The sequence below is a fragment of the Acidovorax sp. GW823-FHT05D11 genome, assembly GCF_058795695.1.
Map to the genome: position 1 here is coordinate 2,917,368 of NZ_CM179502.1, position 15,773 is coordinate 2,933,140.

Here is a 15,773-nt window from a genome sequence, read left to right on the forward strand (position 1 = left end):
ACACGGCATGCCATCCCTTGATTTCGACCTGGAGGAATCCCATTTCCGCGCGTTCTACGCGCAGCAGTCCGCCGCGCTGGAGGCGGCCTGCGCAGCCCTCACGGGCATGGTCGCGGCCGTGGTCACGCGTGCAGGAGGCGTGGACATCGCCAAGGTGGAAGGCCGGGTGAAGGAGGTGGATGAATGCATCCGCAAGTTCGTGCGCAAATATCGTCCGTCGCTGGAAGAAAGCAACACGGCCTACGAGATCCAGGGCTACATCACGGACCTGGTCGGCGTGCGCGTGGTGTGCCTCTATGAGGATGAGCTGGAGAAGATCGCCCAGATCGTGCGTTCGCACTTCGCGGTGATCGATGTCACGGACAAGGTGACGGCGGTGGAAAGCACCGAGGCATCGTTTGGCTACAAGGGCCTGCACCTGGACCTCAAGCTGAGCACCGCCGAACGCGGCTTGCCCGAGCACGCGGCCTACGCCCACCTGCCCTTCGAGCTGCAAGTGCGCACCATCATCCAGGACTCCTGGAGCGTGCTGGACCACCGGATCAAGTACAAGAAGTCCATTCCCGGCCAGCTCAAGCGGCGCATCAATGTGCTGTCTGCCCTGTTCGAGCTGGCCGACCGCGAGTTCCGCCAGATCCGCGATGCCACGGCCGCGGAACTGCTCCAGGCGCCCGACGAGACGGAGGAACCCCTCGCCGATGCCGCACCCGACGACAGCAACCCGCAGGCTCCCAGCAAGACACCGGCGCCCAGCAGCGAGCTCAACGCGTTCACCTTCCTCAAGATCGCGACGCACTTCTTCAAGGACTTCGAGTTCGAGCCGTCCAAGGTGGACGGTTTCGTGGATGACATCCAGGTCTGGTCTCCCGGCATGACACGGGCACGCTTCAACGCGCTGATGCGCGAGACCGTGGGCGTGGTCAAGCGCTACAAGCAGCATTTTGAAGAGCAGAACCCCCAGGCGAGCTTCAACCCCTACACCGTGATCCGGCACTGCCTGTACCTGAGTAACAAGGCGGCGTTCCGCCCGGCATTGCGCAACTCGGCGCGCGAATCCTTTGAAGCGTGGCTGCAGGAGCACGCGGAGCCCAGGCCGCAATAGCCCGCGAAAGGCATTCCACGCCCTGTCTCATTACCTTCTTTGCTATTGGGTTTGTAGCAAGGCGGGCTTGGGGCATCCGGCAGGACCGGGACGTGCCCTGAACCCCCCGGCCTGTCGCATAGGTGACTGGTCATTGGTGGTTTTCCTCCATGCGCTTGTTACCAAGTGCTGCTATATTGCACTGCAACAAAACGGAGTTTCGCCCATGCTGTATCACATCTACGAAACCCAGCGCTCGCTGATGGAGCCATTTACCGATTTCGCACAGGCCGCTGCCAAGCTGTTCAGCAACCCTATGTCGCCGTTCAGCGAAAGCCCGTTGGCGCAGCGCATGTCCGCAGGCTACGAACTGCTGTACCGCCTGGGCAAGGACTACGAAAAGCCGGCGTTCGAGATCCACTCCGTGGATGTGGATGGCGTGGGCGTGGCGGTGCATGAACGCATCGAGATGGACAAGCCGTTCTGCGAGCTGCGCCGCTTCAAGCGGTTCTCGGACGACCCCGCGACCCTGACCAAGCTCAAGGCCCAGCCCGTGGTGCTGATCGTGGCTCCCTTGTCGGGCCACTACGCCACCTTGCTGCGCGACACGGTGCGCACCATGCTCAAGGACCACAAGGTCTACATCACCGACTGGAAGAATGCCCGCCTGGTGCCCCTGGCCGATGGCGAATTCCACCTCGACGACTATGTGAACTACGTGCAGGAATTCATCCGCCACCTGCAGGGCATCTATGGCAATTGCCATGTGATCAGCGTCTGCCAGCCCACGGTGCCGGTGCTGGCTGCCGTGTCGCTGATGGCCAGCCGGGGTGAAACCACGCCGCTGAGCATGACCATGATGGGGGGGCCGATCGACGCCCGCAAGTCGCCCACGGCCGTCAACAACCTGGCAACGAACCGCAGCTTCGAATGGTTCGAGAACAACGTGATCTACCGCGTGCCAGAGAACTTCCCCGGCGCGGGGCGGCGTGTGTACCCCGGCTTCTTGCAGTACACCGGCTTCGTGGCCATGAACCCTGACCGCCACGCCAGCAGCCACTACGATTACTTCAAGGACCTGATCAAGGGCGACGACGCCAGCGTCGAGGCCCACCGCAAGTTCTACGACGAATACAACGCCGTGCTCGACATGGACGCGGACTACTACCTGGAAACCATCCAGACCGTGTTCCAGGACTACAAGCTGGTGAACGGTACCTGGGACGTGCGCTCCCCCGAAGGCAAGATCGAGCGCGTGCGCCCGCAGGACATCAAGACCACCGCGCTGTTCACCGTCGAGGGCGAACTCGACGATATTTCAGGTTCGGGGCAGACCGAGGCCGCGCATGACCTGTGCAGCGGCATCGTGCGCAAGGAGCAGCGCCACCTGGAAGCCAAGGGTGCAGGCCACTACGGCATCTTCAGCGGCCGGCGCTGGCGCGAAGTGGTGTACCCGCAGGTGCGCGCCTTCATCCTGCAGCATGAACAGCCCCAGAAAAAGGCCGCGGTACCCGTGACGGAAACCCCGGACGACAACCCCCCCAGCCTGGCGCCAAAAAAGGTCGCGGCCCCCAAGGCAGCCGCCAGGACGGCTGTGAAAGCCGCGGCGCCCGTGGCCACCCGCTGGGTGGCCCCCGCTGGCAACCGCACCAAGCCCACGGGAGCGGCGGCGCCCGCCGAGGCAGACCCGGTCGCGGCGGCCAAGGCGACCGTCAGCGCCGCAACGCCATCCCGCACCCGCCGCAGCGCGGCCCGCAAGGCTTGAGCGTACCGCCGCACATTCCCAGCCCTCCCCCCGCAGCACCGTCAGCGCTTGCGGTGCGGATTGACGCGGCATTGCCCCAGACGCAATGCACGCGCTGCGGCTACCCGGATTGCGCGGCATACGCCCACGCCATTGCGGAGCATGGCGTCCCCATCAACCAGTGCCCTCCCGGCGGAGCCGAGGGCATTGCCCGCCTCGCCGCCATCACCGGGCAGCCGGTCTTGCCGCTGAGCGCCGAGCACGGCACGGAGGCCCCGCGCGCCGTGGTTTTCATCGACGAGGCGTGGTGCATAGGCTGCACGCTGTGCATCAAGGCCTGCCCCACCGACGCCATCGTGGGTACCCACAAGAAAATGCACACGGTCATTGAGCCTTACTGCACCGGCTGCGAACTGTGCGTGCCTGTGTGTCCGGTGGATTGCATCCACATGGAAAACATCAGCGGTGCCGCCACTGGCTGGTCCGCCTGGTCCGCGCCGCTGGCCCAGCAGGCACGCCAGCGCTATCAGGCGCACCGCGAACGCCTGCCCCTGGAGGCGGTGGTGGAAGACAAGGATTTTCCCGAGATCAACGGGGCTGCCATGCCCACCATAGCCTCGGCAGACCACAATCCGTCCACCTCTCTCATCCGAGGCGAAGAGGACAAGGCCCAGGCACTGCGCCAGGCCGCCATTGCCGCCGCGCTGGAACGTGCCCGCCAGCGGCGCGCCCAAAACCCGCGCTAGACGCACAAGGCAGTGAGGAGGCCTCCGCCCTTCCTTCTGCCTTCTGCACAGAAGCCCGCCAGGTGTGCTCAGCGCGCCGCCAGCGCCTTGTACACCCCACACCCCACATACAGATCTCCCACGCGGCTGACATAGGACATCTTTGTCTGCACCGCGCCGGTGGAGGGGTTGGTGATGTTGTACTCCACCCAGCCCGGGGCATGGTCGGCCTGGCCGACAATATCGCTCACGAGGCGGTCCCCCGCGATGCCTGGAATGTCTTGTACGCGTGTACCCACCTTGGCGGTGTTGCCACCAAAGGCAAGATAGGTACCGGCTGTATCCAGCACAAACACATACATGTCCCGGTCGTGGTACGGCTGGCTCTTGTCGGTAATGCTTCGCAGGAACTGGTCGCGCGAAGTGCTCTTGTGCAGTGCGACGGCCCTGCTCACCAGCGCCACGGCCTCCTCGGCGGTGCCCTGCTGCAGGCGAAATGCCGACACCGCGCGCGACAACGTGGATGCCCGGCTCTCCAGGGCTTCGGCCTGTTGCACGGCATGGCCCACCATCTGGGCGTTGTGCTGGGTGATCTGGTCCAGTTGCTGCACGGCGGCACTGACCTCGCGCAGGCCCGTGCTCTGCTCGGTGCTCGACCCGGAGATCTCGGACATGCTGGCCGCCACGCTGCGAATACCTCCCGCCATGTCGGAGATGCCCTCCCCGGCCGAACGGATCAGGCCCGCGCTGGTCTCGACCTGGCTGACCGAGGCGCCGATCAGCTCGCGGATTTCGTGCGCCGCATCGCTGGACCGCTTGGCCAGCGTGCGCACCTCCGCGGCCACCACGGCAAACCCGCGGCCCTGCTCACCCGCCCGTGCGGCCTCGACGGCGGCGTTCAGGGCCAGGATGTTGGTCTGAAATGCAATGCTGTCGATGACGCCGATGATTTCGGTCATGCGCCGCGCCCCTTGCTGGATGGCTTCGACCGATTGAACGGCACGTGCCATGGCTTGCGCGCCCGCATCGGCCGCGCTGCGCACCTGGGCGGCCCGCGCATCGGCACTCTGGGCCGTCTGCGCGTTGTTCTGCACGGCGGACGACAACTGTTCCACGCTGGCCGCTGTCTGTTCCAGATTGGCCGCCTGCTGCTCGGTGCGGTCGGCCAGGGACCGGTTGCCCTCGGCCAGGCTCTGGCCCGCATGGGCCACCAGCGCCGCGTTGCTGCGGATGTCGGCCACCATGGAGGAGAGCGTGATCACCATGCGGTCGAGCGACTTCGCCATCTCTGCGACCTCATCGTGCCCATGGTCGCCGCGGGCCTGTGCGCGCAGATCCCCGCCCTGGGTCAGCTCGATGGTCCGCGCCAGCCCGGCGAGGTCGCTCGAGAGGCTGATGTAGAGCGCCAGCAGGGCATAGGCCACCGCTCCGGCACCCAGCGCGAACAACCACCAGGGCGATCCCCATGCCGCGATGGCGAGCGCGGCCGCCACCAGGAAACCCAGCGAGAGCAGTTTGCCAGGCAGATGCCACCTGCGCATCCACCAAAGTCCCGGACGCAGCGGTAGGAATCCTGACATCATGTCTCCTCTTGTCGTTCTTGCAACTGGCGCGAATCCTAGGGGCCGGCACTTACGGCGGATTGACAGACCGGGTGCAGGGGGCCTGCCGGGGCGCCGCCCACCCGGGCCCGCAGCCCGCGCATGCTGCGGCAATGGACCGGGCCCATCGCCCATAATGGCGCCCCATGAATCCCCTGCTTTCCCATCTCCAGCCCTACCCTTTCGAGCGGCTGCGGCAGCTATTCGCGGGGGTGGCTCCCCCGGCAGCCTACAGTCCCATCAGCCTGGGCATGGGCGAGCCACGCCATCCTACACCGCAGTTCATCAAAGATGCACTTAGTAACAACCTCAGTGGACTGGCGAGCTACCCGGCCACGGCGGGGGAGCCGGCTCTGCGCGAGGCCTTCACCCGATGGCTGAATCAGCGGTATGCGATCACCCTGGACCCCGCGACCCAGGTCCTGCCCGTGAACGGTTCGCGGGAAGCGCTTTTCTCGTTTGCGCAGACCGTCATCGACCCTTCACAGGGCCAGCCGCTGGTGGTCTGCCCCAATCCGTTCTATCAGATCTACGAAGGCGCCGCGCTGCTGGCGGGCGCCACCCCCTACTACGCGGCCAGCGATCCGGCGCGCAACTTCGCGGTGGATTGGGACGCCGTGCCGGAAACGGTGTGGCAGCGGACCCAGCTGCTTTTCGTGTGCTCCCCCGGCAACCCCACCGGCGCGGTCATGCCGCTCGGCGAATGGAAGAAGCTCTTTGAACTGAGCGACCGCTTTGGTTTTGTCATTGCCTCGGACGAGTGCTACAGCGAGATCTACTTCCGCGACGAACCTCCATTGGGCGGCCTGCAAGCCGCAGACCAGCTGGGCCGCGGCGGCTACAGGAACCTCATTTCCTTCACCAGCCTCTCCAAGCGCAGCAACGTGCCCGGCATGCGCAGCGGCTTCGTGGCGGGTGACGCGGCCCTCATCAAGGCGTTCCTGCTGTATCGCACCTACCATGGCAGCGCCATGAGCCCCATCGTGCAGGCGGCCAGCATTGCCGCCTGGGGCGATGAACAGCACGTGGTGGAGAACCGCGCGCGCTACCGCAAGAAATTCGCCCAGGTCACGCCCTTGCTCGCCGGCGTCATGGAAGTCGCCCTGCCGGATGCCGGCTTCTACCTGTGGGCCAAGGTGCCCGAAGCCCTGGGCATGGACGACGCCGAGTTCGCGCGCGCCCTCTTGGCTCAATACAATGTCACCGTGCTCCCCGGCAGCTACCTGGCCCGCGAGGCCCAGGGCAGCAACCCCGGCGCCCAGCGCGTGCGCATGGCCCTGGTGGCCGAAACCGAAGAATGCGTGGAAGCCGCGCTGCGCATCGTGCAATTCATCCAATCCCGTACTGCCTGATCTGATCGACAACGACATGACCCAACAACTCCAAACCCTCATCGACAACGCCTGGGACAACCGCGCCAGCCTCTCGCCCTCCGCCGCCCCCAAGGAAATCCAGGACGCTGTCGAGCACGTGATCGCCGAGTTGAACAACGGCAAGCTGCGCGTGGCCACGCGCGAAGGCGTGGGCCAGTGGACCGTGCACCAGTGGATCAAGAAGGCCGTGCTGCTGTCGTTCCGCCTCAAGGACAACGAAGTGGTCAAGGCCGGCGACCTGGGCTTCTACGACAAGGTGCAGACGAAATTCGCCCACCTCTCCGAAGAAGAGATGAAAGCCACGGGCGTGCGCGTGGTGCCCCCCGCCGTGGCGCGCCGCGGCAGCTTCATCGCCAAGGGCGCGATCCTGATGCCGTCGTACGTGAACATCGGCGCCTACGTGGGCGAAGGCACCATGGTCGACACCTGGGCCACCGTGGGCTCGTGCGCGCAGATCGGCGCCAACGTGCATCTGTCGGGCGGCGTGGGCATCGGCGGCGTGCTGGAGCCGCTGCAGGCCGGCCCCACCATCATCGAAGACAACTGCTTCATCGGCGCGCGCTCCGAAGTCGTCGAAGGCGTGGTGGTGGAAGAAAATTCGGTGCTGGGCATGGGCGTGTACCTGGGCCAGAGCACCCCCATCTTCAACCGCGCCACGGGCGAGATCAGCTATGGCCGCGTGCCCTCTGGCTCGGTGGTGGTCAGCGGCAACCTGCCCAAGACGGCCGCCAACGGCGCGCCCTACAGCATGTACGCCGCCATCATCGTCAAGCAGGTGGACGCGCAGACGCGCTCCAAGACCAGCATCAACGACCTGCTGCGCGACTGATCGCGGCTGACCGGCCCCGCACCTGACCGGCACGATCAGCGCCACCCCAGACAAAGACGACAAACAGAGGGACACACCATGAGCACGATGGAACGGATTCTTCGCCTGATGGCCGAGAAAAAAGCCTCCGACGTCTATTTGTCGGCCAATGCGCCGGCGCTGATCAAGATCAACGGCGAGTGCGTGCCGATCAACAACCAGATCCTGCCGCCGGATGCTCCGCGCAACCTGCTCTCCGAAGTGGTCCCTCCGGACCGCATCGAAGAGCTGGAAGAAACCGGCGAGCTCAACATGGGCGTGCCACTCAGCGGCGTGGGGCGTTTTCGCGTCAGCGCCATGCGCCAGCGGGGCAGCTATGCGGTGGTGATCCGCTTCATCTCGCAGCAGATCCCGGAATTCAGTTCCCTGGGCCTGCCTCCCGTGCTGCGCGAGCTGATCATGGAAAAGCGCGGGCTCATCCTGGTGGTGGGCGCCACGGGCTCGGGCAAGAGCACCACGCTCGCGTCCATGATCGACACCCGCAACGAAGCGCTGACCGGCCACATCCTCACCATCGAGGACCCGGTCGAGTACCAGTTCAAGAACAAGAAATCCATCGTCAACCAGCGCGAGATCGGCAGCGACACGCAGTCGCTGCAGACAGCCCTGAAGAACGCGCTGCGCCAGGCGCCCGACGTGATCCTGATCGGGGAAATCCGCGACCGCGAAACCATGTCCGCCGCCATTGCGTATGCGCAATCGGGCCACCTTTGCCTGGCCACGCTGCACGGCAATAACAGCTATCACGCGCTCAACCGGATCCTGTCGTTCTACCCCGTGGAAGTGCGACCCACCATGCTGGGCGACCTGGCTTCCGCGCTCAAGGCCGTGGTGTCGCAGCGCCTGGTCCGCAAATCGGATGGCGGCCGCGTCCCCGCGGTGGAAGTGATGCTCAATTCCAAGCTGGTGTCCGAGCTGGTGGAGAAAGGCGATTTCTCCGGCGTGAAGGAAGCGATGGAGAAATCCATGGCGGAAGGTTCGCAGACCTTTGAGGAAGCGCTGGCGCACCTGATCATGGAATCCAAGATCGACCGCAAGGAAGGCCTGGCGTACGCGGATTCCCCCACCAACCTCATGTGGCGCCTGCAGAACGACTTCTCCCTGGCGGCCAATGCGGCCAAGGCCCAGAAAGAAGCGCGGGATACCCCGGACGACCAGCCTTCGTTCACCGAGATCGTTTTGGACGTGAAACCGGCTGCATGATCCCTCCTGAGTCGCCTTCGGCGCACTGCCCCCGGGGTGACGGCGCCCTGGCTGCGGCGCGTGCCCGGCGCCACACGCCCGGGCCGGGCCCGTGTCTGACGCGGCGTCTGGGACAATCGACTATTTAAACGCCCCCTGTCTTACCCACCCCTTCCCATGTCCCGCACACTGCATCTGGCCGAACAGCTCATCGCCCTGCCCTCCATCACCCCCGAGGACGCGGGCTGCCTTGACGTGCTGGCGGCCCGCCTGGCCGCGCTGGGATTCGTGTGCGAACGGCTGGACAGCGGCCCGGCGGATTTCCGTGTCAGCAATTTGTGGGCAAAACGGGCTGCAGCCCAGGGTGGAAAAGCGCCATCAGCTATCAAAACAATAGTATTCGCAGGCCACACCGATGTGGTGCCCACGGGGCCGCTGGCGCAGTGGAGCAGCGATCCCTTCGTCCCCACACACCGTGGCGGCAAGCTCTACGGCCGGGGCGCCAGCGACATGAAGACTTCCATCGCCGCGTTCGTCGTGGCGGTCGAGGAATTCCTGGCGCACACGCCAGAGCCCCTGGTCCAGCTCGCCTTCCTGCTCACCAGCGATGAGGAAGGCCCGTCAGTGGACGGAACCAAGGTCGTGGTCGAGCAGCTCAAGGCGCGCGGCGAGCAACTGGACTACTGCATCGTCGGCGAGCCCACGTCGGTCGAACGCACCGGCGACATGATCAAGAACGGCCGGCGCGGCACGCTCAGCGGCAAGCTCACCGTGCGGGGCATCCAGGGCCACATCGCCTACCCGCAACTGGCGCGCAACCCCATCCACCAGGCGCTGCCTGCCCTGGCCGAACTGGCCTCGACGGTATGGGACCAGGGCAATGCCTTCTTCCCGCCCACCAGCTGGCAGATCAGCAACATGCATGGCGGTACGGGCGCCACCAACATCATCCCGGGGGACGTGGTGGTGGACTTCAATTTCCGCTTCTCCACCGAATCCACGGCGGAAGGACTCAAGCAGCGCGTGCACTCCGTGCTCGACCGCCACGGGCTGGAGTACGACCTGCGCTGGACGTTGGGCGGACAGCCTTTTCTCACCACGCCGGGTGAACTGGTGGACGCCGTGCAACAGGCCATCGCGGCGGAGACCGGCCTCACGACCGAGCTCTCCACCACGGGTGGCACCAGCGATGGCCGCTTCATCGCGCAGGTCTGCCCCCAGGTGATCGAGCTGGGCCCGCCCAACGCCAGCATCCACAAGATCGACGAACACGTGGTGGTGGCCGACATCGAACCGCTCAAGAACATCTACCGCCGCACACTGGAAAACCTGCATGCGCAGGCGCTGGCAGCCCCCGAGGCCGCCCCGGCGGTGCGTGCATGAGCACGGCGGCACCCCACGCAATGGCGGGCACCACGGTCGGCGCGCTCGTCGAATCGGGTAGCCGGCAACTGGCCGAAGCTGGCGTTTCCTTTGGCCATGGCACCACGAACGCCCACGATGAAGCCGCCTGGCTCGTGCTGTGGCGCCTGGGCCTGCCGCTGGACAGCGACCTGTCGGACGCGCCCGATTCCCTGAGAAACCAGTCTGTCGCACCCGAGCAGGTCGCCCTGGTGGCCACCCTTTTCGAAGAACGCGTCCGCACGCGCAAGCCCGCCGCCTACCTTACGCAGGAGGCCTGGCTCCAGGGCGTGCCGTTCTATGTGGACGAACGCGCCATCGTCCCGCGCAGCTTCATCGCCGAGCTGCTTGTCGACGGCGGCGCGGACGAGTACCTGAGCGACCACACCCACCGGGTGCTGGACCTGTGCACGGGCAACGGCAGCCTGGCCGTGCTGGCCGCCATGGCCTGGCCCGAGGTGTTGGTGACGGGTGCCGACATCTCGCCCGACGCCCTGGCCGTGGCCCGGATCAACGTGGACAAGCACGGCCTGCAGGACCGCATCCAGCTGCAGCTCTCCGACGGCCTTCAGGCCCTGCCCGGCCCCTGGGACCTGATCCTGTGCAACCCGCCCTACGTGAATGCGGCCAGCATGGCCACCTTGCCCGCCGAGTACCGCGCCGAGCCCGCACTCGCCCTGGCCGGCGGCAGTGATGGCATGGACTTCGTACGCCAGCTGTTTGCTGCCGCGCCCGCCTGCATGAGCGAGGATGCCGTGATCATTCTGGAAATCGGCAACGAGCGCGCCTATTTTGAAGCAGCCTTCCCCCAGTTGCCTGTGTTCTGGCTCGATACCAGCGCTGGCGAAGACCAGGTTTTGCTGGTGACCCGGCGGGCCCTGGCCGCCCAATCCCGTCTCGCGGCACAATAGAGGGTTGCGCGCCGCTGCCGCTTGCATCGGCTGCACCGATTGCAGCAGCGCTGGCCCCCTGCTTTTTCATGCCACCCGCCCAGCGCGGGTGCGCCTTTTTGTGAACTCCGGATGATCACCCTCAAGAACGTTACCTTGCGACGCGGCGCCAAAGTCGTGCTCGACAGCGTTTCCGCCACCATCAACCCCGGCGAGAACGTCGGACTCGTGGGCCGCAACGGCGCGGGCAAGTCCAGCTTGTTCGCCCTGCTCAGCGGCAAGCTCCATGAAGACGGTGGAGACTTCCACATCCCCGCGAGCTGGCGCATGGCCGAAGTCGCGCAGAACATGCCCGAGACGGACCAGTCCGCGACCGAGTTCGTGCTGGAAGGCGATACTCGGCTGGCCGAGGTCCAGCAGCAGCTGGTGGAGGCCGAGGCCAGCGACGACGGCATGGCCATTGCCCATGCGTATTCCGACCTGCACGACGCCGGCGCACACGACGCCGTGGCGCGCGCCCAGGCGCTGATCCTGGGCCTGGGCTTTCGCGTGAGCGAGCTGGAGCAGCCGGTCAACAGCTTTTCGGGCGGCTGGCGCATGCGCCTGCAGCTGGCGCGGGCCCTGATGTGCCCCAGCGACCTGCTGCTGCTGGACGAACCCACCAACCACTTGGACCTGGACGCGCTGGTCTGGCTGGAAGCCTGGCTCAAGCGCTATGCGGGCACCATGATCGTGATCAGCCACGACCGGGAGTTCCTCGACGCCATCACCAACGTCACCCTGCAGATCCAGCAAGGCGAGTTGAACCGCTACGGCGGCAACTACAGCAAGTTCGAGGAATTGCGCGCCCAGCAACTCGAACTGCAACAGGCCAGCTTTGCCAAGCAGCAGGAGAAGATGGCCCACCTGCAGAAGTTCATCGACCGCTTCAAGGCCAAGGCCAGCAAGGCCAAGCAGGCGCAAAGCCGCGTCAAGCAACTCGAACGCATGGAGAAGATCGGGCCAGTGCTGGCCGAAGCGGACTTCACGTTCGAGTTCAAGGAGCCGGCCAACCTGCCCAATCCGATGCTGGCGATCAGCGACGCATCGTTCGGCTATGTGGATGACGAGGGCGCGGCCACCACCATTCTCAGGGGCGTGAACCGCTCGGTGCTGGCGGGCCAGCGCATCGGCATCCTGGGCGCCAACGGCCAGGGCAAATCCACCCTGGTCAAGACCATCGCCCGCACCATGAAACCCCTGGGCGGCAGCGTGACCGAGGGCAAGGGACTGAACATCGGCTACTTCGCCCAGCAGGAACTGGACGTGCTGCGCCCCGCGGAGAACCCGCTGGAGCACATGATCCGCCTGGCCAAGGAGCTGGGGCCCGATATCAAGCAACCGAGCCGCGAACAGGACCTGCGCAGCTACCTGGGCACGTTCAACTTCACAGGCGACATGGTCAAGCAGGCCGTGGGCACCATGAGCGGCGGCGAAAAGGCGCGGCTGGTGCTGGCGATGATCGTCTGGCAGCGCCCCAATCTGCTGTTGCTGGACGAGCCCACCAATCACCTCGACTTGGCAACCCGCGAAGCCCTGGCCATGGCGCTCAACGACTTCGATGGCACGGTCATGCTGGTCAGCCACGACCGCGCGCTGCTGCGCTCGGTCTGCGAGGACTTCTGGATGGTGGGCCGGGGCGTCGTAGGGCCTTTTGACGGCGATCTGGACGACTACCAGCGCTACCTGCTCGAGGAATCCAAACGCCTGCGCGAGGAGGCCCGCCTGGCCGAGCAGGCGCAGACATCCTCAGCGGCGAGCCAGACACCACCCCCAGCCGCCGTGGCACCTTCGCCAGCGGTGGCACATCCCGCCCCCGCGACCGCCCCGGCCCCCACACCGGCCGCCGCCCCCGCCCCTTCGCGCGATGGACGGGAGCAGCGCAAGCTCGATGCCCAGGTGCGTCAGCAGCAGGCGGAAAAAACCCGGCCCCTGAAAAAGGAGCTGGAACAAATCGACAAGCGCCTGGCCGCCCTGTCCACCGAGCGGGCCGCGTTGGAGCACAAGCTCACCCAGGCCCTTGCGCCGGCGGAGATCGCCGAGTGTGGCCGCAACCTCAAGGCAGGGAACGACGAGACAGCCAGGCTGGAGGAGCGTTGGCTGGAAATTTCTTCGGCCCTGGAAGAAATGTCGGCGTCGGCAGCGGGTTGAAAATGTAAATCCATGTAAGCCAAAAGACTCTATTTTTTGGCATTGGCGCATATCTGGAAAGCATTTAGTGCTTCATTTTTGATAGCGATTTACATTGTAAACAGACGGGCACTGGCGGTTGCATTTTTTTGCGAAACGCTGTCAACGGACTGTGGATTGGCTGCGTTGTTGGTACATCACAGGAGTTTTCAGCATGAATACCACCGCAATCTTGTCCGCCTGGCCCGAAGACGAACGCGACCGCAAGCGCGCTCCCGCCCGCCTCTGAAGGCGCCGCGGCCAGCGTTTCCCGCCCGAAGGCCCTCAAATGCCAGCCACCACCATGAAGCACGAACCATACCAACGTGTGGGCCATGCTTGCACCGGGTGGCGCATTTCATAGCCCCATCGAGGCAAGACGCCCGGCAGTCCTTCCCTCTTGCTCCTCCCCAACAAAAAACCCCGCACTGCGGGGTTTTTGTTCTTTGCGGCAAACAGCGGGCCCAGGCCATCAGCCCATGTGCAAGCCGCCATTGACCGAGAAGTCAGCCCCGGTGGCATAGCCCCCTTCTTCCGATGCCAGCCAGGCGATGATCGATGCGATTTCGCTGGGTTCGCCCAGGCGCTTGACGGGAACGGTCGCCACGATCTTTTCGAGCACGTCAGGGCGGATCGCCTTGACCATGTCCGTGCCGATGTAGCCAGGGCTCACGGTGTTGACCGTCACGCCCTTGGTGGCCAGTTCCTGCGCAAGGGCCATCGAAAACCCATGCATGCCCGCCTTGGCGGCCGAATAGTTCGTCTGGCCTGCCTGGCCCTTCTCGCCATTGACCGAGCTGATGTTGATGATGCGGCCCCAGCCCTTTTCCACCATGTCGGCCACCACTTGCTTGGTGACGTTGAACATGCTGTTCAGGTTGGTCTCGATCACCGCATCCCAGTCTTCGCGCGACATCTTGAGGAACATGCGGTCGCGCGTGATGCCCGCGTTGTTCACCAGCACGTCGATGTTGCCGTGTTCCGCCTTGGTCTTGCCGAAGGCCTCGACCGTGGAATCCCAATCGCCCACATTGCCCACTGACGCATGGAAGGTGTAGCCCAGGGCCTTTTGCTCACCCAGCCACTTGGCATGGTCGCGGGTCGGTCCGCAACCGGCAATGACCTTGAAGCCCTCCTTGTGCAGGCGCTGGCAAATGGCGGTTCCGATGCCGCCCATGCCGCCGGTGACGTATGCAACTTTCTGGCTCATGTGATTTCTCCTTGTTGATTGGTGATGCCTTCAGCGTCCACTCTACCCAAGAAATCGGACACTGCCGTGAAGGAAAACACTGAAGCCCTTTCCTTTTTGACAGATTGGCCTGCACCGCGGCCAGGACGCCCTGAATTCGGCGCGCGCTGCCACGCCTTGATACAAAAAAGGTCCACGGCCATACCGGCATGCGGATCGCAGCCTGACGGCGTTCGGAAATAAAAAAAGCCGCGCGAACGCGGCCTCGGCCCGGGATCGGTGGAGGTTGCGCGGCATGGACTGCCGCGCCCCCCTGGCGCCTCAGCGCTCCACCGCGAGCGATACGCCCATGCCTCCGCCAATGCACAGCGCGGCGAGCCCCTTCTTGGCGTCGCGGCGCTGCATTTCATGCAGCAGCGTCACGAGGATGCGGCAGCCGGACGCGCCGATGGGGTGGCCGATGGCGATGGCGCCGCCATTCACATTGACCTTGGCCGGATCGATGGCCAGCTCCTTGTTCACGGCACAGGCCTGGGCGGCAAAGGCTTCGTTGAGTTCGAACAGGTCCACATCCGCGGCACTCCAGCCCGCGCGCTGCAGCGCCTTGCGCGATGCAGGCACAGGGCCCATGCCCATGGTGGCGGGGTCCAGGCCGCTGGTGCCGAAGGCCGCGATGCGTGCCAGGGGCTTGAGGCCCAGGGCGGCGGCCTTCTTGGCGCTCATCACGACCACGGCGGCCGCGCCGTCATTGAGACCCGAGGCATTGCCCGCCGTCACGCTCCCTGCCTTGTCGAACGCGGGGCGCAGGCCGGCCAGCGCTTCGGCATTGGTCTTGCGGTTGAGGTATTCGTCGGCATTGAAGACGATGGGGTCGCCTTTCTTCTGCGGCAGGCTCACGCCCACGATTTCGTCAGCGAACCTGCCGGCATCCTGCGCGGCAGCGGCCTTTTGCTGGCTCGCCAGCGCCAGAGCGTCCTGCATGTCGCGGGTGATGCCGTACTGCTTGGCCACGTTCTCGGCCGTGATGCCCATGTGGTACTGGTTGTAGACGTCCCACAGGCCATCGACGATCATCGAGTCGACCATCTTCCAGTCGCCCATGCGCTGGCCGTCGCGCGAACCGTTGAGCACGTGGGGCGACAGGCTCATGCTCTCCTGCCCGCCGGCCACGACGATCTCGCTGTCGCCCCATGCCACGGCCTGCGCCGCCAGCATCACGGCCTTGAGGCCCGAGCCGCACACGGCGTTGATGGTGAGCGCGGGGGTCTCCTTGGCCACACCGGCCTTCATGGAGGCCTGGCGCGCCGGGTTCTGGCCCACGCCCGCGGTCAGCACCTGGCCCATGATGACTTCACCAATCTGGTCGGACGAGAGGCCCGCGCGCGCGATGGCTTCGCGTATCACGATGGCGCCCAACTCGGTCGCGGGCGTCTTGGCCAGTGCGCCACCAAACTTGCCCACGGCGGTGCGGGCGGCCGAAACGATGACGATGTCTTCCATGGAATGTCCTT

Annotated in this window: 12 protein-coding genes; 9 read left to right on the forward strand and 3 right to left on the reverse strand. The window is 65.3% G+C overall.

All coding sequences use genetic code 11. From position 1 onward, the window contains the following. Positions 1 to 7 precede the first annotated feature (7 nt). The 3 genes from AC3RCE_RS13565 to AC3RCE_RS13575 all read left to right on the forward strand — a co-directional run bounded on the left by AC3RCE_RS13565 (position 8) and on the right by AC3RCE_RS13575 (position 3,571). Positions 8 to 1,102: a GTP pyrophosphokinase gene (locus AC3RCE_RS13565; protein WP_369642480.1), complete on the forward strand. Its 1,095-nt coding sequence runs from the start codon at positions 8 to 10 to the stop codon at positions 1,100 to 1,102. Between the two features lie 205 nt (positions 1,103 to 1,307). Beyond that, positions 1,308 to 2,846 carry a polyhydroxyalkanoate depolymerase gene (locus AC3RCE_RS13570; RefSeq protein ID WP_218338555.1) on the forward strand — a complete coding sequence of 513 codons (1,539 nt, stop codon included), beginning with the start codon at positions 1,308 to 1,310 and terminating at the stop codon, positions 2,844 to 2,846. 71 nt (positions 2,847 to 2,917) lie between these two features. Continuing rightward, positions 2,918 to 3,571 (forward strand): RnfABCDGE type electron transport complex subunit B, encoded by a 654-nt coding sequence (locus AC3RCE_RS13575; RefSeq protein ID WP_492245290.1) that lies wholly within the window; start codon positions 2,918 to 2,920, stop codon positions 3,569 to 3,571. Between the two features lie 68 nt (positions 3,572 to 3,639). Here AC3RCE_RS13575 and AC3RCE_RS13580 read toward each other — a convergent pair whose 3' ends face one another. Further along, complete coding sequence (locus AC3RCE_RS13580) at positions 3,640 to 5,130, reverse strand: methyl-accepting chemotaxis protein (protein WP_492253239.1); 1,491 nt, start codon at positions 5,128 to 5,130, stop codon at positions 3,640 to 3,642. Positions 5,131 to 5,297: 167 nt separating this feature from the next. Between AC3RCE_RS13580 and dapC the strand changes: the two genes are divergently transcribed. The 6 genes from dapC (at position 5,298) to AC3RCE_RS13610 (ending at position 13,055) form a co-directional block, all read left to right on the forward strand. Next, positions 5,298 to 6,503 (forward strand): succinyldiaminopimelate transaminase, encoded by a 1,206-nt coding sequence (gene dapC / locus AC3RCE_RS13585; protein ID WP_492253240.1) that lies wholly within the window; start codon positions 5,298 to 5,300, stop codon positions 6,501 to 6,503. Between the two features lie 16 nt (positions 6,504 to 6,519). Then, positions 6,520 to 7,353 (forward strand): 2,3,4,5-tetrahydropyridine-2,6-dicarboxylate N-succinyltransferase, encoded by an 834-nt coding sequence (gene dapD / locus AC3RCE_RS13590; protein ID WP_218294964.1) that lies wholly within the window; start codon positions 6,520 to 6,522, stop codon positions 7,351 to 7,353. 78 nt (positions 7,354 to 7,431) lie between these two features. Next, complete coding sequence (locus AC3RCE_RS13595; protein ID WP_218294963.1) at positions 7,432 to 8,595, forward strand: PilT/PilU family type 4a pilus ATPase; 1,164 nt, start codon at positions 7,432 to 7,434, stop codon at positions 8,593 to 8,595. A 156-nt stretch (positions 8,596 to 8,751) separates the two neighbouring features. Then, on the forward strand, positions 8,752 to 9,957 hold the full coding sequence (dapE, locus tag AC3RCE_RS13600; protein ID WP_492253241.1) for a succinyl-diaminopimelate desuccinylase: 1,206 nt from the start codon (positions 8,752 to 8,754) through the stop codon (positions 9,955 to 9,957). After that, positions 9,954 to 10,886: a 50S ribosomal protein L3 N(5)-glutamine methyltransferase gene (prmB, locus tag AC3RCE_RS13605; RefSeq protein WP_492253242.1), complete on the forward strand. Its 933-nt coding sequence runs from the start codon at positions 9,954 to 9,956 to the stop codon at positions 10,884 to 10,886. The genes dapE and prmB overlap by 4 nt, the downstream gene beginning before the upstream one ends. Before the next feature lie 111 nt (positions 10,887 to 10,997). Then, positions 10,998 to 13,055, forward strand: coding sequence for an ABC-F family ATP-binding cassette domain-containing protein (locus AC3RCE_RS13610; RefSeq protein WP_492253243.1), 2,058 nt, complete (start codon positions 10,998 to 11,000; stop codon positions 13,053 to 13,055). 490 nt (positions 13,056 to 13,545) lie between these two features. Here AC3RCE_RS13610 and phbB read toward each other — a convergent pair whose 3' ends face one another. Continuing rightward, positions 13,546 to 14,283, reverse strand: a complete 738-nt coding sequence (phbB, locus tag AC3RCE_RS13615) for an acetoacetyl-CoA reductase (RefSeq protein ID WP_218294959.1) — start codon at positions 14,281 to 14,283, stop codon at positions 13,546 to 13,548. Positions 14,284 to 14,583: 300 nt separating this feature from the next. Next, the gene (locus AC3RCE_RS13620; RefSeq protein ID WP_218294958.1) at positions 14,584 to 15,762 is read right to left on the reverse strand and encodes an acetyl-CoA C-acetyltransferase; all 1,179 of its coding nucleotides are present in this window, start codon (positions 15,760 to 15,762) and stop codon (positions 14,584 to 14,586) included. Positions 15,763 to 15,773 lie beyond the last annotated feature (11 nt).

Bases quoted from the DNA above. Each gene is read 5' to 3' on its own strand.
- AC3RCE_RS13570 (WP_218338555.1), top strand. From the start codon at position 1,308: ATGCTGTATCACATCTACGAAACCCAGCGCTCGCTGATGGAGCCATTT.
- AC3RCE_RS13580 (WP_492253239.1), bottom strand. From the start codon at position 5,130: ATGTCAGGATTCCTACCGCTGCGTCCGGGACTTTGGTGGATGCGCAGG.
- AC3RCE_RS13620 (WP_218294958.1), bottom strand. From the start codon at position 15,762: ATGGAAGACATCGTCATCGTTTCGGCCGCCCGCACCGCCGTGGGCAAG.
- dapE (WP_492253241.1), top strand. From the start codon at position 8,752: ATGTCCCGCACACTGCATCTGGCCGAACAGCTCATCGCCCTGCCCTCC.
- AC3RCE_RS13610 (WP_492253243.1), top strand. From the start codon at position 10,998: ATGATCACCCTCAAGAACGTTACCTTGCGACGCGGCGCCAAAGTCGTG.
- dapC (WP_492253240.1), top strand. From the start codon at position 5,298: ATGAATCCCCTGCTTTCCCATCTCCAGCCCTACCCTTTCGAGCGGCTG.
- dapD (WP_218294964.1), top strand. From the start codon at position 6,520: ATGACCCAACAACTCCAAACCCTCATCGACAACGCCTGGGACAACCGC.
- phbB (WP_218294959.1), bottom strand. From the start codon at position 14,283: ATGAGCCAGAAAGTTGCATACGTCACCGGCGGCATGGGCGGCATCGGA.
- prmB (WP_492253242.1), top strand. From the start codon at position 9,954: ATGAGCACGGCGGCACCCCACGCAATGGCGGGCACCACGGTCGGCGCG.
- AC3RCE_RS13595 (WP_218294963.1), top strand. From the start codon at position 7,432: ATGAGCACGATGGAACGGATTCTTCGCCTGATGGCCGAGAAAAAAGCC.
- AC3RCE_RS13565 (WP_369642480.1), top strand. From the start codon at position 8: ATGCCATCCCTTGATTTCGACCTGGAGGAATCCCATTTCCGCGCGTTC.